The organism is Chryseobacterium sp. 3008163, assembly GCF_003669035.1.
Classification (GTDB): Bacteria; Bacteroidota; Bacteroidia; order Flavobacteriales; family Weeksellaceae; genus Chryseobacterium.
Genome location: NZ_CP033070.1, coordinates 2076896 through 2095432, shown reverse-complemented (window position 1 = coordinate 2095432; position 18537 = coordinate 2076896). Strand labels below are relative to the sequence as shown.

The 18537-nt window shown below is 34.4% G+C and carries 16 protein-coding genes and 3 pseudogenes; 8 read left to right on the top strand and 11 right to left on the bottom strand.

All coding sequences use genetic code 11. The features are described from left to right. Positions 1–10 precede the first annotated feature (10 nt). The 5 genes from mfd to pth all read left to right on the top strand — a co-directional run bounded on the left by mfd (position 11) and on the right by pth (position 7222). Positions 11–3373, top strand: coding sequence for a transcription-repair coupling factor (gene mfd / locus EAG08_RS09505; RefSeq protein ID WP_129535219.1), 3363 nt, complete (start codon positions 11–13; stop codon positions 3371–3373). A 149-nt stretch (positions 3374–3522) separates the two neighbouring features. Next, positions 3523–4239 carry a hypothetical protein gene (locus EAG08_RS09500; protein ID WP_129535218.1) on the top strand — a complete coding sequence of 239 codons (717 nt, stop codon included), beginning with the start codon at positions 3523–3525 and terminating at the stop codon, positions 4237–4239. A gap of 308 nt (positions 4240–4547) precedes the next feature. Beyond that, positions 4548–5408 (top strand): hypothetical protein, encoded by an 861-nt coding sequence (locus EAG08_RS09495; RefSeq protein ID WP_129535217.1) that lies wholly within the window; start codon positions 4548–4550, stop codon positions 5406–5408. Between the two features lie 229 nt (positions 5409–5637). After that, positions 5638–6570, top strand: a complete 933-nt coding sequence (locus tag EAG08_RS09490; RefSeq protein WP_129535216.1) for a hypothetical protein — start codon at positions 5638–5640, stop codon at positions 6568–6570. 88 nt (positions 6571–6658) lie between these two features. After that, complete coding sequence (gene pth / locus EAG08_RS09485; protein ID WP_129535215.1) at positions 6659–7222, top strand: aminoacyl-tRNA hydrolase; 564 nt, start codon at positions 6659–6661, stop codon at positions 7220–7222. 91 nt (positions 7223–7313) lie between these two features. Here the strand turns inward: pth and EAG08_RS09480 are convergent, their stop codons facing one another. The 11 genes and pseudogenes from EAG08_RS09480 to EAG08_RS09440 form a co-directional block, all read right to left on the bottom strand. Further along, entirely contained in the window at positions 7314–7949 is a 636-nt protein-coding gene (locus EAG08_RS09480) for a carbonic anhydrase family protein (RefSeq protein WP_262696820.1), read from the bottom strand. 43 nt (positions 7950–7992) lie between these two features. Then, positions 7993–9587: pseudogene (locus EAG08_RS09475) on the bottom strand (SulP family inorganic anion transporter). A 125-nt stretch (positions 9588–9712) separates the two neighbouring features. Beyond that, positions 9713–10015 (bottom strand): hypothetical protein, encoded by a 303-nt coding sequence (locus EAG08_RS09470; RefSeq protein ID WP_129535213.1) that lies wholly within the window; start codon positions 10013–10015, stop codon positions 9713–9715. A 24-nt stretch (positions 10016–10039) separates the two neighbouring features. Next, positions 10040–10705, bottom strand: coding sequence for a carbonic anhydrase (locus EAG08_RS09465; RefSeq protein WP_129535212.1), 666 nt, complete (start codon positions 10703–10705; stop codon positions 10040–10042). A 150-nt stretch (positions 10706–10855) separates the two neighbouring features. Next, a complete protein-coding gene (locus tag EAG08_RS09460; protein ID WP_129535211.1) occupies positions 10856–11416 on the bottom strand; it encodes a serine O-acetyltransferase in 561 nt (186 codons plus the stop codon). 158 nt (positions 11417–11574) lie between these two features. Continuing rightward, positions 11575–12725 (bottom strand): annotated as a pseudogene (locus EAG08_RS09455) (glycosyltransferase). Next, positions 12726–13289, bottom strand: coding sequence for an acyltransferase (locus EAG08_RS09450; protein ID WP_129535210.1), 564 nt, complete (start codon positions 13287–13289; stop codon positions 12726–12728). Positions 13290–13317: 28 nt separating this feature from the next. Continuing rightward, positions 13318–13452 (bottom strand): hypothetical protein, encoded by a 135-nt coding sequence (locus EAG08_RS22630; RefSeq protein WP_262696819.1) that lies wholly within the window; start codon positions 13450–13452, stop codon positions 13318–13320. Further along, a complete protein-coding gene (locus EAG08_RS22020) occupies positions 13449–14039 on the bottom strand; it encodes a glycosyltransferase (RefSeq protein ID WP_228446845.1) in 591 nt (196 codons plus the stop codon). The genes EAG08_RS22630 and EAG08_RS22020 overlap by 4 nt, the downstream gene beginning before the upstream one ends. 176 nt (positions 14040–14215) lie before the next feature. After that, on the bottom strand, positions 14216–14473 hold the full coding sequence (locus EAG08_RS22015; protein ID WP_228446844.1) for a hypothetical protein: 258 nt from the start codon (positions 14471–14473) through the stop codon (positions 14216–14218). Continuing rightward, positions 14473–15312, bottom strand: coding sequence for a glycosyltransferase family 2 protein (locus tag EAG08_RS09440; RefSeq protein ID WP_129535209.1), 840 nt, complete (start codon positions 15310–15312; stop codon positions 14473–14475). The genes EAG08_RS22015 and EAG08_RS09440 overlap by 1 nt, the downstream gene beginning before the upstream one ends. Positions 15313–15417: 105 nt before the next feature. Here EAG08_RS09440 and EAG08_RS09435 point away from each other — a divergent pair, with 105 nt between their 5' ends. From EAG08_RS09435 to EAG08_RS09420, 3 genes and pseudogenes are all read left to right on the top strand, one after another. Beyond that, entirely contained in the window at positions 15418–16188 is a 771-nt protein-coding gene (locus EAG08_RS09435) for a class I SAM-dependent methyltransferase (protein ID WP_129535208.1), read from the top strand. A 60-nt stretch (positions 16189–16248) separates the two neighbouring features. Then, positions 16249–16898, top strand: a pseudogene (locus EAG08_RS09425) (glycosyltransferase family 2 protein). Positions 16899–17189: 291 nt separating this feature from the next. Next, positions 17190–18536, top strand: coding sequence for a DUF6056 family protein (locus EAG08_RS09420; protein ID WP_228446843.1), 1347 nt, complete (start codon positions 17190–17192; stop codon positions 18534–18536). Position 18537: the final 1 nt, after the last annotated feature.

Genomic DNA, 18537 nt, shown 5'->3' with positions numbered 1-18537 from the left:
TATAATTTTTATGCATTTAAAAACCATAAAAGAAAGCTTTTTGCCAGATTTACTTAAAAAAGAATTTGGAAAAGAAATTTTTATTCAGCTAGAGAGTCATCAGCATCTTTCTGTGAGAGGAAGTGCCGGCTCTTCGGTTTCGATTTTCACTGCCGAACTTTTTCTTACTCATAAAAAAACAATTCTTTATCTCGTTGACGATAAAGAAGATGCTTTGTATGTAAACACCGAAATGGAAGATTTGCTGGGTAAAGAAAAGGTTTTATATTTTCCGGCAACGCATCTGGAGCCTTATCAGGTTGAGAAAACTCAGAATGCCAATTTGGTTCTAAGAACTGATGTTTTAAATAAAATAAATTCAGAAAAGTCTCCGAAGATTATTGTTGCCTATATGGGAGCTCTGTCTGAAAAGGTTTTGAAGAAAGAAGATTTTAAAGCTATTTCTCATCATATCAAAGTAGGAGACCAACTTGATTTTGATTTTGTGGATGAATTGCTTTCGCATTATCAGTTTCAGCAGACGGATTTTGTTTCCGAGCCGGGAGAATTTTCTGTACGTGGAGGAATTGTGGATGTGTTTTCTTATTCAAACGAGAAACCTTACAGAATTACTTTCTTTGGAAATGAAGTTGAAAACATTAAAACTTTTGACATTGAAACTCAGCTTTCTGTCGATAAAGTAAAAGATTTTCAGTTGGTTTCGAATATGAATTATTCAGTGTCTGGAAGTCGTGTTTCTTTGCTGGAACTTTTGCCGAAAGACAGTTTTGTGATTTCTAAAAATGCGGTAATCGGTTTACAAAAAGTCAGAAACTTTTACGAGAAATCTTTAGAGAAATACGAAACATTAAGCAAAGATATTTCGCACAGAACTCCGCAGGAATTGTTTATTTCTGATGAAGAATTTTTATTTGATTATAAGAAATTTAAAACCATAGATTTCAGTCCACAATCAATCGAAATACCAAATATAGAACAGGTCGAAATCAAACAGACGCAACAATCCTCTTTTCATAAAAATTTCGAATTACTAATTGAAGATTTAGAAGAAAAGCAGCAGCAGGGTTTTGATACGTGGATTTCTTTTTCTACCGATAAACAAAAGGAAAGACTAGAATCTATTTTTGAGGAATTAGAAAATCAATTGCCTTTTAAAAGTTTTAAATCTGAACTTCATGAAGGATTTGTAGACAATGACCACAAAGTTTTAGTGTATACAGATCACCAGATTTTTGATCGTTACCAAAGATATAAAGCGAAAAACACGTTTGCCAAATCTGAACAGTTGACTCTGAAAGATTTGATGTCGTTAAAAGTTGGAGATTATATTGCTCACATCGACCATGGAATCGGAAAATTCATGGGATTGGTAAAAGTGAATAATGACGGGAAAATTCAGGAATGTTTTAAATTAACTTATAAAAATGGAGACTTATTATATGTAAGTATTCATTCATTACATAAAATCTCAAAATACAACGGTCCCGATGGGAGAGAAGTCGTTTTGAGTAAACTAGGTTCGCCCGCCTGGAAATCATTAAAACAGAAAACAAAAGCCAGAGTCAAGCAGATCGCTTTTGATTTAATTAAATTATACGCAGAAAGAAAAACAGCTAAAGGTTTTGCCTACACACCGGATTCTTATCTTCAGAATGAGTTGGAAGCGAGTTTTATCTACGAAGATACACCCGATCAGGAAAAAGCAACCATCGATGTGAAAAACGATATGGAAGCCGACACCGTGATGGATCGTCTGGTTTGTGGAGATGTAGGTTTCGGGAAAACAGAAGTTGCCATTCGTGCTGCTTTTAAAGCTGCTACAGATGGAAAACAAGTTGCGATTTTAGTGCCGACAACGATTTTGGCGTTTCAGCATTACCGAAGTTTTACAGAGAGATTGAAAGATTTTCCTGTAAATGTTTCTTATTTAAACAGATTCAGAACGGCAAAGCAAAAATCTGAAACCATAGCGGGTTTAAAAGACGGAAAGATAGACATCGTCATTGGAACGCACCAATTAGCTTCTGAAAAAGTTAAATTTAAAGATTTAGGTCTTTTAATTATCGATGAAGAGCATAAATTCGGAGTTTCGGTAAAAGATAAACTGAAAACTTTAAAATCTAATATTGATACGCTGACATTGACTGCAACGCCGATTCCGAGAACTTTACAGTTTTCATTGATGGCTGCGAGAGATTTATCTGTAATTAAAACACCACCGCCAAACAGACAGCCTGTGGAAACGCATATGGTTGGTTTTAGTGAAGAAATTATTCGTGATGCAGTTTCTTATGAATTGCAGCGTGACGGACAGGTTTATTTTATTAACAACAGAGTTGAAAATCTTAAAGATATTGCAGGATTAATTCAAAGATTGGTTCCTGATGCGAGAGTAATTACAGGTCACGGACAAATGGAAGGTAAACAGCTTGAAAGAAACGTTCTTGACTTTATGGAAGGGAAATATGACGTTTTGGTTGCAACCACCATTGTAGAAAGTGGAGTAGACGTTCCGAATGCGAATACCATGTTTATTAATGATGCGCAACGTTTCGGGATGGCAGATCTTCACCAAATGAGAGGTCGTGTCGGGCGAAGTAACCGAAAAGCCTTCTGTTATCTGATTACGCCGCCTTTGGATATGGTGACTTCTGATGCCAGAAAAAGGCTGGAAGCGATTGAACAGTTTTCAGATTTGGGAAGTGGTTTTCAGATTGCGATGAAAGATTTGGAAATTCGTGGTGCGGGAGATTTGTTAGGCGGTGAGCAAAGCGGATTTATCAACGAAATGGGTTTTGAAACGTATCAAAAGATGATGCAGGAAGCTCTTGAAGAATTAAAAGACGATAAAGATTTTGAAAATCTGTTTGAAAACGAAGAAGACCGTCAGAAATTATTCAAGTCTGTAAAAGAAGTTAATATTGATACAGATTTAGAATTAATGTTACCAGATTTTTACATCTCAAGCACGGAAGAAAGATTGTTGCTTTACCAAAAATTAGCGGAAATTGATAATGAAATTGACCTTCAGAAATTTGAATCGGAATTGACAGACCGTTTCGGAACATTACCTTCTGAAGCTGTTAACTTATTAAAAAGTGTTGCCTTGAAATGGCTTGCTGCAGATATTGGTTTTGAAAAGATTGTCATGAAAAACGAGGTTTTTTTAGGATATTTCCCGAATAATCCACAAGATAAATTTTATCAGACCGATAAATTCAGGCATATTATCAGTTATCTAACGCAAAATCCGTCACAGGCTCAGTTGAAAGAGAAGATTGGGAAAGAAGGCAATCAATTAATGATGAGAAAAGATGGGGTGCAAAATGTAGATGAGGTGAACGTTTTATTGAAATCTATTTTAAATGTTTAAAATCATCAACATATTTGTGGTTTTCTGAAATTTTAATCAAAATATAAATCTAAAAGCGAAAGTTTTTAGATTTTTTTGTTAAAAATTTAAATTAAATCAAGTCGTGTTGAAAAATAATTATATTTGTGAACTAAAAAAAACTAAACTTTATGATCAAAAACAACTTTTTTAAAGTCGTAGCAGCTCTACTTCTTTTCTTTATGTTCTCATGCGACAATACAACCGCAGATCCTATCAATCAAAATAATCCTAATAACACTCCAGGCGGGAGTGGTGGTGGAACTACGGGTCCCACAATTACAGGTCCAAGAATTTTACACAAAATTACTGTCAATAATGTGACTAATCAAGAATTTGTAACCACCGGAAATGTTCTTCAGAAAGCAATTTTCCAGGAGGCAAGTGGTCCTACTTCATTTATTGTAGGAACTGCGACGTATACTTCAGGGAAAATTACTAAAGTAAAATTCGGACAAGAATTAAATGGTGCGCCAGTAAGTAATGGTCAAACTTATGATTTTGATATTACATACGATGCAGGCGGGAAAATCAATCATACAACTTGTCAAAGAGCTATTGGAGGTATAGCTAACTTTAATAGCGAATATACTTACACTTATGATGGTTCCGGAAAAATGACGAAAATTGTAGAAAAAAAGAAGTCCGGAACTACGTATGTAAATTTTACCAATTATAATTTCACCAATGCCGGAGATAATATTACAAAAATTGTAATAGAAGCCGGAGTTACAAGCTCAACAGGAGTTCCGGATATGTCTTCTGTAATGTCTAATGGTACATATAATTACCCACTTTACGATGATAAAATAAACCCATACACAACTTTGCCAAAAACTTTTTTGTGATGTGGGGTTTGTTTCATCCAGCTAATTTCCAATCATTATCGGCTAATAATGTCAAGAGTTTCAATATCGTCTTTCCACCTGTCGGATCGGTTCCGGTTCCATTGGTAAGCGGCAGTTTTACTTACATTTATGATTCGATGAATTACCCAACTTCGGATCAAGCTCAAGCCCAAAAATATATTTATAAGGCTTTATAACGTGTTTTTATTTGTTAGTTTTGTCAGAATATAAATAAAAAGGTGCTTTTGATTCAAAAAATAATTCAATTTAAATTTTTTAAATTATCATTGTTGGTATTCGTATCAACAATGATAATTTCTTGTAAAAAGACGGAACAGAGTGCGATTGGAGATATAAAAGAACCCCTCAATGATTCCGAAGGATATTTCAAAGGAATCATTAAGCTGGAAGAGAAAGATATGCTTGGGACGCACTCTGATATCGTCTTAACGTTCAACGGCAATGATGTGAAAAGAGAAGTGACAGAAAAGCTTTTTAAAAATATTTCTTATGGAATGATTTACCGAAAAGGGCAAGATTCTGTGGATTATTTTTATACTAAAGATCAAAAATCCTGGCATACTTCGATTGCAAAAAAAGATTTTCAGAAATGGGTTCAGGAACTGGAAAAGCCAATTATTGATCCTGAAAATATTGGGAGTACAAGTCTTACGGCGCAACCCCCGTTTGGGATTATATTTCAATACTTTGACAGTTCTGGAAAAAATGTAGTTTCTACAATTACGAGTTCGCCTCTCAAAAATTATTCTGCTGTCAAATGCCAGACTTTTTTAGTTCCGGACGATAAATCTTGTAATGTCTGGTACAGTGATGCGATAAAAATTCGTCCTGAGATTTTAGATATTATTGAGCATAATCAGCCGAAATCAATCAAAACTTTGGCACTTCAGGTAGAATATTTCTCACCAAAATCTTCTGGCGAAAAAAATACTTTAGATAAAGTTTTTGATAAAATGAATAAGGTTCTTGTGAAGACAGACAAAAAAATACATTTAAATGATATAAGTTCTAATAATCAAATATCAATTGATTTACCCAAAAACAGTTTAAAGATTTCTCCACAAAGTCTAAATGAAATAATTTATCCTGCTCAAGAAAGCGACGGAAAAAGTAGTGGTGGAGGACATCACCATCATGATATTTTCTAATATTGGTGTTTAAACCAGATAGATTTTAGTAATAAAAGATTAGAAAACAATATTCTACTACAACATATTGAAAAAAATGATCGAGTATTTTTCAGGATTATATCGGAATCAATATTTGAGTACCAATTTTTTTAAGTTTTCACTATTATTTTGCGATAATATAAAGTAAAACGCAATTTTTATTCAAAAAAAAATTATATTTGTGGAAAAATAAATAATCCCTTCGGAAATGAAACAACTTTTCTATTTTATTTTACTTGTAGCTGGCATCTCGTCTGTTCATTCTTGTAAAGACCTGACTGATGAAGAAGGTAACCCTTTAATTGACTTGAATCAGAATAGTGGTTTTAACGGCCCTAGAGCTTTGTTCAGAGAAGTTACAGACTCAGATACATTGGCAGAATACCGTTACAATGGTCTCCTTTTATCTAATGTGATCACAGAAAAAAATTCTATAACCAATGTGATGTGGAGTGGTGATAAAATCAGCCAAATAACTTTCAACGGACATTTAGATTTAGATAACGATGGGACGATTGATGATGACAGTATTGTCTACACTCAGTTGTTTACATATGGGAATTTAGGAAGATTGACTATTATCTCAGAAAACAGAGTCTTTTATAAAAGAACACCTCCTGTTCCGCCGTCAACTACGCCTGGTCCTTATTTAGTTGATAAAAGAATAAAATCAATTTATAATTTAACGTATAGTTCTACTACTGGAAAATTTGCCGGAATTACAATGAAGAGCGGTGAAGATGTGACGGGAGTTCCTTATGTAGATCAGAAATACAGTAAAACAGCTTATACTTATTTTGGTGATAATGTTTCAAAAGCAGAAGTGAGCATTGGTGCAATTAATGCGGGAGTAGAAGGTCCGGTTACTGAAAAGTACGGATATGAGTTTTTAAACTACGATACTCAAATCAGTCCTTTCACATTACTTCCTTTTGCTTATAAAGTATCTAGAATGATTTCAGAAGAAGCAGGTGATGTTGAAGCATTTATACTTTCTCCGAACAGTCCGAAAAGAATTTCTATCGCAGATTTGATGATGCCGATTCCAACACCAGTAATTTTTTCTACCGCGTACAGATATGATGCTCAAACATATATGACACAAGGGTTTAGTGTAAATTATATGTACAAGCCTTTATAAAGAAAATCTTTTTTAAAATATTTAAACTCAATTCTTCATAGGATTGAGTTTTTTATTTAATATCTCTTAATTTTGCAAAAAATTTCTCATGAAATATTTAATTGTCGGTTTGGGCAACAAAGGCCCAGAATATGAAAATACACGTCACAATATCGGTTTTAAGGTAGCTGAGAAAATTGCTGAAACCCTTGATGTCTCTTTTAATACAACAAATTTTGGATGGATGGCTGAAGGAAAATATAAAGGAAGAAAAGTTTTTGTATTAAAGCCTGATACCTACATGAATCTATCAGGAAATGCGGTAAAATTCTGGATGCAGAAAGAAAATATTCCTTTAGAGAATGTGATGATTGTTACTGATGATTTGGCTTTACCATTCGGAACTTTAAGAATGAAAATGAAAGGTTCTGATGCCGGACATAATGGGCTGAAAAGTATTCATGAAAGTTTACAGACGCAAAATTACGCAAGACTTCGTTTTGGGATTTCTGCCGAGTTTTCTGAGGGAAGACAGGTAGATTACGTCCTTGGAACCTGGAATGAAGAAGAATCTGCAAAACTGGGAGAAAGAATTGAAAAGTTTTCTAAGGCTTGTCTGTCATTTGTTTTTGCAGGAATTGGGAATACGATGTCGGCATTTAACGGGAAATAATTTTATTTAAATAAAAATTGAATCGAAAATAATTCGAAAAAAAACGCCGGGAGCAAAGCTCCCGGCGTTCATATTATTTACGTTGTGAAGATTACAACCAGCTTACAACACCGGTTTCTACATCATAATTCGCACCTACGATTTTGATTTTTCCTTCTTCCTCAAGTCTCTTCAATGTCGAGCTTTGTTTACGGATGTCGTCAATCGCATTTTTAACATTATGTTGATTTAATCTTTCCAAAAGATCAGCGTTTGCTGAAGAACGTTCTTCACCATCGTTGATAATCGTTTTGATGATTGGGTCAAAGTGATCAATCAGGTGGTTGAGGTTATCCATTCCCATTCCTTCGATTTTAGCAGCGTCTAATCCGCCTTTTAGTGCTCCACATTTGGTGTGTCCTAAAACTACAACTAATTTAGAACCTGCCACATTACAGCCAAATTCCATTGAGCCTAAAATATCTTGATTTACAAAATTACCTGCAATTCTGATGCTGAAAACATCGCCCAAGCCTTGATCAAAAATCAATTCTGCAGAAGTACGACTGTCGATACAGCTTAAGACTACGGCAAACGGCCATTGGCCTTCACGTGTAGCGTTTACTTGTTCTAAAAGATCTCTGTTTGCTTTAAGGTTACCCACAAATCTGTGATTTCCTTCCTTTAAAAATTCTAATGCTTTTTCAGGAGTAATAGTAGATTGTGTTTCAGATGTATGTGCTTTCATACTGTATATTTTTTGAATTATATTTAAATTTAAAATTGATTGATTACATTGCTCTCTTGTGAGTAATGACAATGTGGGAGTCTTCATCTGTTTCATAATCTCTGTATGAGGTTTTGAAGCCCACGAGTTCTACATTAATATCTTCTTCTTTTGCTCTGATATTGGCAAAATCCTGAATCATTTCCAAAACGTCGGTTGCAATGTAAGAAGTCGTTGTTGCATCAATGATTATAGTAGAATTTGCCTTAATATTTTTCAATGTCTTTTTAATCGCAGCTTTATTTAAGAAAGAAACTTCTTCAGCCAGTTTCATGGTGATTCCGTCTGCATTATCCAGTTTTTCTCTGCTTAAATAGTAAGCACGTTTCATATTTCCCTGAAGAATATAAAAGACAGAAATAGCAAGACCAATTCCAACACCTTTTAATAAATCTGTTGCTACAATTGCCACCACAGTCGCCACAAAAGGGATAAACTGGAATTTTCCTAAATGCCAGAAGTGTTTAAATGTCGCAGGTTTTGCTAATTTATATCCTACCAAAATTAATACCGCAGCCAATGTAGCCAAAGGAATTAAATTTAATAAAAACGGAATCGTAAGTACGCAAACCAATAATAATAAACCGTGAATCATCGCAGAAACTTTAGAAGTTGCACCTGCATTGGCATTTGCTGAACTTCTTACCACAACAGATGTCATAGGAAGTCCACCAATAAATGAACTTACTAAATTACCGATCCCCTGAGCTTTTAGTTCAAGATTCGTATCAGTAATTCTTCTTTGAGTGTCTAGTCGGTCTGATGCTTCAATACAAAGCAGCGTTTCAATAGAAGCTACAATGGCAATTGTTGCACCGGCAATCCATACTTTTAAGTTTGTAAATCCATTAAAGTTTGGCATTATGATAAGGTTTTTAAAATCATCAAGACTTTGAGGAACCGGAAGCGAAACTAAATGATTGGTAGTAATTGCTAAAGAGCTTCCTGTCATTTTGAAGACTTCATTCAGCAAAATTCCAACGACTACTGCAACTAATGCGCCCGGAAGCATTTTCATTCTTTTTAAAAAGGAATTTTGTCCCAAGCTAAAAGAAGCCCAATAGATACTAACGTCACAATGATAGCACCGGGATGAATGGCTCCGAGTAATTCATCGAAATAACCAAAATTTAATCCCTTATCGAAAATAGATTCATGTCCTTCATAGTCTTTATCAAATCCCAAAGCATGCGGAATTTGTTTTAAAATAATAATAATACCAATTGCAGCAAGCATTCCCTCGATAACATTATTAGGGAAATAATTGGATATACTACCGGCTCTTATAAATCCTAAAATCAACTGAATAAGTCCTGCAATAATACCTGCGCAAAGGAAAAGTTCAAATGCGCCTAGGTCTGTAATTGCCGTTAAAACAATCGCGGTAAGCCCTGCGGCAGGACCGGAAACGGATATATTTGAATTACTGATGGCTCCGATGACCAAACCGCCTACAATACCGGAAATGACTCCTGATAAGGGTGGTGCCCCTGATGCTAAAGCAATTCCTAAACACAAGGGAAGGGCTACTAAGAATACTACTAGACCCGAAGGGAAGTTCTCTTTGATTTCTCCAAAGAAAGATTTTGATTTTTTCATGACAATTGAAAAATACGTTGATGTAAAATAATTAATCGATTAAAGTCAATCAATAACGATTGAGATTAATGTAATGTAGAAGTATTCAATATCGAAAATGATTTGAATAGTAAAATGGAGAATAACTAAGCTTCTGGAGGAGGAGAAAATATGCTCAGTAAGGGTGATAGATGAAAATCGTCATTTATTAATGTGAAAGATCTGCCCTCAATATCAGGCTCAAAGAACTTAAGATAATCGTAAACATCTAAAGTTTTTGGAAGTGTCTTTTCGTAAACAGAAAACAGAGATGAGTAATGAGAATGGGTTTCTTCCTCGTTCACTATTACATTGGTTGTCATGATATCCCAATCAGCAACCGCAGCAATGCTGGGCAATGCTGTGAAGTTGAGAACGATCATCAATGTAATTATACTCCAGAATTTCATTTACTCTTTTTATTTTTTGAAAGATTATTTCTTTCGGCTCATCACCCAGTCAGAACTGGTAAGATTGTATATTTTTTGAATGTCTTTTAAAATTTTCTCAAAGTCAATCTCCAAATCAATAATTTTGCCCGTTCTAAGGTCAAATACCCAGCCATGCACCACAGGAAACTCATCAATGATATATCTTTCCTGTACACAAGCCATTTTGATAACGTTGATGCATTGCTCCTGAACATTTAGTTCTACAAGCCTGTCATAGCGCTTTCCTTCATCATCGATAGAATCCAGCTCAGCTTGATGCAATCTGTACACATCACGGATATTTCTCAACCAAGGATTTAATAATCCTAAATCCTGAGGCGTCATCGCAGCTTTTACTCCACCGCAATTGTAATGCCCGCATACAATAATGTGTTTTACCTTTAAATGCTCTACCGCATACTGAATAACAGCTGTGGAACTCATATCCAAAGTATTGACAACATTGGCGATGTTTCTTGTTACAAAAACTTCACCCGGCTCTGTGCCCATCAATTCTTCTGCAGTTACCCTGCTGTCTGAACATCCGATATATAAATAATCAGGATTCTGAGTTTTGGCTAAATCTTCAAAGAACGTTGGGTTTTTTGAGATTTTAGACTCTACCCATTTTTTGTTGTTTTCAAAAATAACTTTGTACGATTGTGACATAAATAAGATTTAAATAAGGGTTATTTATTTCGTTTAAATTATTTCCAAATTCAATAGACTAAATCAATAATTGTACAAAAATATAATTTTTACTGAATTTACAATCAATTTTAACACAATTTAATATAGATTAAATTACAATAAAATGAATTATTCTACCCTATTATTAATATATCCTTCAGTTGCATCACTTTTAGGATATATTTTTGCCTTATTCCCAGCAACAATAGAATTATCCGGTACATCAGTGTTAACATAAGAATTGGGTGCAATCAAAACATTGTTTCCAATGGTGATGCTTCCTACAATTACAGCGTTCGGCCCAATCCAGACATCATTTCCGATAACGGGAAAGCCTTCGTTTTTACCTCTGTTTTGTTGTCCGATGGTTACGCCTTGGGCAATATTACAGTTTTTACCAATTACCGCTTTTGGGTTGACCACCAAGCTTCCCCAATGTCCAAGATACAAACCTTCCCCAATCTGCGTCTCCGGATAGATTTGGAAACCATATTTAATTTGAAAATGTCTCAAAACAATCTTCCAATACAGTCCTAAAATAGGAGTTTTGTCAAATTTTTGTGCCTTTCTCAGAAGATAGATGAAGTGAAGATTTGGATTGATGCATTTCAGCAAAATCTGGATAGAAGAAAGCCACTCTCCGCTTTCTCGGTAAAAATCTTTTTGTATAATTGAATAATTCTTGGGCATGTAGCAAATTTAAGGATTCTCTTTTGTTTTTATTTAAAGCCGATTTCAATTTTATGTAAAATTAACTTCCTTGATTAGTATATATACTTATTTCTTTTCAATACGGATTTATAAATAATGACAATATGAAAATCAATAGTAAAAAGCCAACAACTAAATTAAAGTTCATCTAAAACCGAAACGATTCTCGCGACAGAATGGTCAAGATTGAAAGGCATCGTATAATTCTGAAGTTTCTCGGTAAATTCCGAGAAAGATTCAGGCTCGGTCAATGCTTTTTTCATTCCCTGATAAATTCCCTCTTCTGAGTTTTCTACAATTAAGCCCAATTCGCCGTTATTCAGCATTTCATTCACTCCCGAAACTTCTGTTGCGATAATTTTCTTATTTAAAGTGATTGCCTCAAACAAAACCGTCGGAAAACCTTCATATCTCGAACTTAAAATATAAAAATCAGAATGTTTAAAGTAAGGATAAGGATTATCTGTGAACCCTAGCATTGTGGCAGTGTCATCGACTCCTAGTTCAGTTTTTAAGTTTCTGATGTTTTCAAAATCATAGCCGTCGCCGACAATTAAAACTTTATGTTTTAAGCCTTCATCTAATAGTTTTTTGTGAACCCTCAGAAGCCTGTCGAATCCTTTTTGAGGGAAAACGGTTCCCACAGAAATAAATGTAGGAATATTTTCGTCAAATTTATAATTGATGACAGGTTGTTCAGCTTTAGTTAAAATTTCTTTGGTATCTAAAGGATTATAAATCTTTACAATTTTCTGTTTTTCTGCTTCGCTTATCGCTAAATCATGGAATAATTGCTCGATTTTTTTTGAGATTACCATAATCGAATCAAACCCGAAAAACTTTCTGATTTCCTCATTGGTGTATTCTTTCACCTGCGAAAGGTCATTATGAATCCAAATGATTTTTTTGATGAATGATGACTGGAATGAAGGATTTCATCTCGCATTCCATGAATTGCCGCAAATTCTATATCGTATTTTTTATCCTTTAAGATTAAGGTGTACAAAAGATCAGGGAATTCTTTTAAAACTCTTTGGAAAATCACTCTCGCCGCTTTTTCCGGAATATCCTGAAGGCGGTTGGTAGTAATCATTTCACCTTTGTTTAGGTAGATGACATTAATCCATTTCGGAACATCGGGTAGGTATTTTCCTGAATATAAATTTAATAATAAATCAATTTCGTACTTGTCTTCCGGAAGATTTTTGAGGAAGGTCACCAGTACTTTTTCAGCTCCGCCGTGTCGCAGAGAGCCAATACGAATGAGGATTTTTTTCTTTTCAGTCATTTATTTTTTAATGTGTTTATAGGTGTAGGGAAGATGCTCTTTGATGTAAGCATCTAATTTAGGTCGGAACGGCTCGAGTTCTCTCGGATACATTACATTGTTTGTTAAAGCCTTATCGCCGTATTCTTCGATGGTACAAATGAATTTTGCCGGGACTCCTGCATAGACAGAGTTGTCGGGCATGGAAGAATTTAAAACAGAACCTGCCCCCAAAATACAATTGTTTCCCATTTGAGAGCCTGGTAAAAATGTACAGTTGTTGCCCACGAAACAATTGCTTCCGAGTTTTATTCTTCCAAAATTTCTTGCATCTTCATATTTTTCCATCGTTCGGATGACGTACATTGCGCCGTCATGGTTGATGAAAGTACAGCCTGCAGTAATTTTGGTGCGGTCACCGATTTCGATGAGGTAGGGTTCTGAACCGAAGGCCGGAGCTTCTATAAAAATGACATCTTTGCCCACTTTCATGCCTCTTGCTTTACATATTTCTATGTAAGCGGTGTCATGTATATTTTGCCAGGTGGCATGGATTTTTAGTATGATTCGGTAAAATAAATTCATCAATTATTATTTTAAATTGAAACGGGAATTATTTTTCAACTAATTTAGTGATGATATTTTCAACGGCATCAAAAATTTTCTGATTATCAAACTGTTTTTCAATATCCGCGAGATTTTCTTTAATTTTCAAAACAAATTCAGGCTCAGTAAGAAATTTTTTCATCGCATCATACATTTCGCTGGTTTCGTAATTGATGAGGTATCCTGTTTTTCATGACTGATCATTTCCGGAATTCCACCTACATTGGTTGAAATTATTGGTTTCTGGAGGATCAGTGAATCTGCGATAATCAGTGGCCAGCTTTCAGACTCAGAAGGAAGAATGAAAAAATCTGCTTTTTTCACGTAAGGATAAGGGTTCAGTAATGATCCTAAAAACTCAAAACTTTTGGTTACTCTCAAACTTTCTGCCTGTTTTTTTAAATTTTCTTTTTCATCGCCATCACCGATGACGATAACGTGATGATCAAAACCATCTTTCAATAATTGGGCGTGCGCGTCCATCAGTTTATGGAAGCCTTTTCTGCTGTGAAGTCTTGCTACAGAAACGAATATAGGTTTGTCTGGAAATTCAGGTTGAAAAGCTTTAGCCTTGGTTTTTAATTCTTCAATCGGAATTGCATTTAAAATAACCTGATTTTCAGGGATGTTTAAATTGGGATATGTTTCAATTAAAATATCTTTCGTCTGCTGAGATCCAAAAATAAAGTAATCAAACTGCGGAATTTGCTTTAAAATGGCAGGAACCAACGGTTGCAATTTGGGAAGCGTAATGTCTGAATGAAACCAGCCTATTTTTTTTGAATTTTTATTGGTAGAATTTAAAACCGATGAAAATGCTGCATAAGTAGGTGCAATTTCAACTTCAAAATTTTCATTGAGTAATTTTCCAGCTATTTTGGGGTTCTTCTGAGCTTTTTGCAGTTTCAGTTTTCTTTTAGCCAGCTGTAATTTTTGAATGACAGAATTTTAGAAAAATCTTCTTTTCCGTTTGCAATAAAAACTTTTCTGACGTGTTTTGGGAACTCATCTCGAAGCTCGCCCTGATTGATATTCAAACAAACCGTCATCTCAAATTTTTCTTTATCAAGATGATTGAGCATGCTTAGAATTACTTTCTCAACGCCACCCATTTCCATAGAACGGTGTCTGAAAAGAACTTTTATTTTATCTTTTTTCATCATTAGCTAAATAATTGTTGAACCAATATTCTCAATTTCTTTTGAATTCTGTAGGGTATAGAATTTTGATATTCAAGCAAATCATAAATCTGTTTTGAATCACTAAATTGAGAAGGAACGGTTTTCCCGTTAATCATTTTTAAATTTCTCCTTTGCATGGCATTAAAAATAACCTTAGAAAAATATTCCCTTGACTTTGGTCTGTTGTCGTTCTGTGAAATGCCTCCGGGATGTGTTCTGTACAAATAATTGGCTTCGTCAATGAATTTCACTTTTCCCTTTTCGTACATTTTTAAGTATAAATCCTGATCTTCTGCAATTTTCATTTCCGTATTCATCTTTTCTGTCGTTTCATAGATGTCTTTCCTGAAACACACAAAATGGACAATATGAACCGGACAGTTAAAAAAAAATGGATCATTATTGGGAACCGGCATCGGATTCTTTGGAATGTCAATCTCTTTTAGATTTTCATCACATTTTATATATTTTGAATAGGTGAGTACAACGTTTTTCTGATTTTTAAAAATTTTGATACTCGACTTTAAGGCATTGGGTGTAATGGCATCATCAGGATCTACAAAACCACAGATTTCTCCTGCCGCCAATTCAATCAGTTTACTTTTGGTAATGCCTACACCGCTGTTACTTTCGTTTTTGAAAATTTTAAAACGGTGATCATCCCCAATAATTGACTTGATGACTTTTAAAGAATCGTCTGTAGAAGAATCGTCAAGGATTACAGCCTCCCAATTGTCATAACTTTGAGCAATAATAGAATCGTAGCAACTCCTGAAAAACTTTCCATTATTGTAGTTGGCAATGAGTATCGAGAACTTCATCTGGGGGAGAGGTTTTTGTATTAGTAAATTTTCACAAAGATAATTATTCTTAAAAATTATTAATAAGATAAAAATCTTTATTTTTGCAACATTAAAACAAACACTGTGAGCGAAATAACTAGAGTTCTTAAAACTTTTATAGGCTATCTGAAACGTCCGGATCTCTATCCTGAATTAGGTAGGAAAATCATCAAAAATACTTTTAACAGAAACAGTGCTTTCAAAGGGAAAGAAAAAACGAACCTTTGGGCTTCGCAAATTGCTGTCAGCCAAAACGATGCTATAAAGAAATTGTTTAGTGTTGAATTTCTGTCTTTTTCAGAAAAATATCCTCAAGAATTTAAAAAAGCTTTAGACATACAAAATGCCTGCCCGATAAAAATGGGTGGAGCAGGAGCTTTAGAACTTTTATACAGTGCATGCGAATTCACTGAGGCAAAAGCCGTCATCGAAACCGGTGTTGCTTATGGCTGGAGTTCTTTTGCTACGCTGACTTCTCTGCAAAAAAGAAACGGAACTTTGTACAGCTCAGATATGCCATATTTAGGGCAAAATGGTGACCAATATGTTGGTTGTGTGGTTCCGCAAAATTTAAGAAGAAATTGGAAACTCTTTCGTCATGCCGACCGCGAATCTTTACCTAAAATTTTAAAAGAAAGCGGTGAAATCGATGTGGTACATTATGATTCTGACAAATCTTACGAAGGAATGAGATGGGCTTACGAAACGCTTTATCCACGATTAAGAAAAGGCGGAGTCTTCATTTCTGATGATATTAATGACAACTCGGCTTTCCAGGATTTTTGTGAGCAGGAAAAAATTGCACCTACTGTGGTGGAGTTTGAAGGGAAATTTGTGGGAGTTTTTGTGAAGTAAATTTTTTCTGGTTTTCTGGTTGCCAATGTTTTAAAGTACCTTAAAAAAGAATTGTTTAATATGAAGAAAGTTTACCTGATTATATCTGCTTACAACGAAGAAGAGAGTCTTGCAGTACTGCATGCAGGTCTTCATGAAGAATTAAACAAAATTTCTTTTGAAGATTATGAGCTTGTTTTTGTAAATGATGGCTCAAGAGATCAGACCCTTCAGGTTTTAAGAGATCTTCAAAAAAAGATTCTCATATAACCATAATCAACCAGTCTAAAAATTTTGGGCACGAAATGGCGATGACCGCAGGATTAAACTACGTGGCTCAGCACAATAAAGAGAAGGAATTTGCAGTCCTCTTCATGGATGCAGATTTACAACATCCGCCTGCAATGGCCGCAGAAATGATTCAGAAATGGCTCGAAGGTTATAAATTGGTGCTTACACAGCGAACGGATAATGAAGATAAAGGGTTAAAATACAGGATTCTCGGAAATACCTATTATAAAATTCTCAATTTTCTTTCGGATGTGAAAATTCCGCGCAATATGCCTGATTTCAGACTTTTGGATAAAAAGTATGTTATCTGGATCAATCAGCTGAATGAGACAGACAGAATGTTCAGAGGGATGCTTTCTTTGGTTGGACTTCAGGATGCTTTAATTTTAGAATTTACAGCTCCTAAAAGATTTGCCGGTACTTCAAAATATAATTTTTAAAATTGTATAAACTGGCTATTGATAGTGTAATTCAGTTTTCTGTAAAACCTTTGAGGCTTGCAACTTTGCTTGGCTTTTTAGGGTGTTTCAGTTCAGTTCTATTTTTGGCATACTCTATTTACATAAGCCATGTTAATCATGAACCGAAGACGGGTTTTCTTACGTTGCTCTCGGTGATGATTTTTTTCTGCTCTTTAATTATGCTTTTTTTAGGAATTTTAGGAGAGTATATTGGAAGAATTCATATAGAAGTAAAAAACAGACCACTGTATTTTAACGAAATTATTAAAAATGAAGACTAAATATTTGCCATTATTTTTAATTGTTCTTATCAATATAGGGTTTCTACTAAGTCTGTATTGGTTTCCTGTTACCCGTGATGAATTTTATTATCTTGATAAGTCTCAATTGCCTTATGTTTTTTCTGAATATTGGACGAGCTACAATTATGTAAACCCTAGAAGCGGACAATTCTTTCTGAATATTGTCACTCGGAGTAAAATATTAAAAGTTATATTTGGATTCCTACTTTTTAACGGATTTTTATGGGCTTTATTCGCTAATGTTTTCAGACGATTTCCGAAAATTTCTCAAAAAGAAGATGCTTGGAAATTTCTGATTCTAACTGCAGCTTTTATTTTTTTAATTAACTATTTTGGGGAATTGTTTTATTACAGCCCGTTTGCAACCAATTATACTTTTACGCATGTGCTGTATTTGCTGTATTTGTTTGTGATGACAGAATACTTTATTTTTCGCAGGAATGTATTACCGAAATCTGGTTTAAAGATTATTTTACTAAGTCTTGTAGCGTTTGTAACAGGAATGGGCAATGAGCATGTACCACCTATTCTTTTGCTTTTTTCAGGGGTTTGTGGTGTTATATTTATGTTTAAAAACAAGAAACTTCCTGATTTGAACATTATGGCGATTAATATCTCAGTAGCAAGTGGCTATTTGGCATTATTTTTTGCACCGGCGAATGCGGTGAAATATAAAACTGTTGGTAAGACTCAGTATGGTTTTAGTTTCGAGGATTACTTTGCCACATTTACTAAAATACTGAAGTTTTATTATTACTTTAATTTTGAATTGATTTTTATAGCTGTGATCTCTTTTTTAGGATTTATTTATCTTGCTAAAAGAAAATTACTAAACCGAAGAGAGTCCTATTTTTTGTTAAGCTGCCTTTCTATGGCTATTTTGGCTATATTGATTATTTCTTATTCTCCACTTACAGGGACGAGATTGATGTTTTTTTCAACAATGCTGATAATTATTGTAATTGCCTTTATAGCTAATCGGGTTGTTAAAGTTTTTAAGTTTAACTCATCATTCATAAAAGGCATTGCTGCTGTTTGGCTTGTTGTATTCTTTATGGTCAGTAGCTCAATTTGCTTTGGGGCAGATAGGATATACACAAGTCTTTCTCGCGAAATTTTAGAAAAAAGGAGGATCAGTGACGAGGTTGTAATAAATGAACAACTCAATTATTTTAATGATAATTATTCGAAATTTAACAGAAGAGTTCTTTTTGAAAACGGAATAGAATACATTGATAAAAATCCACATAAAAATACAGCTGAAGAAAAAAATATTATAAAATATTTTGATTTGAAGTCCCTTTCGCATAAATAAA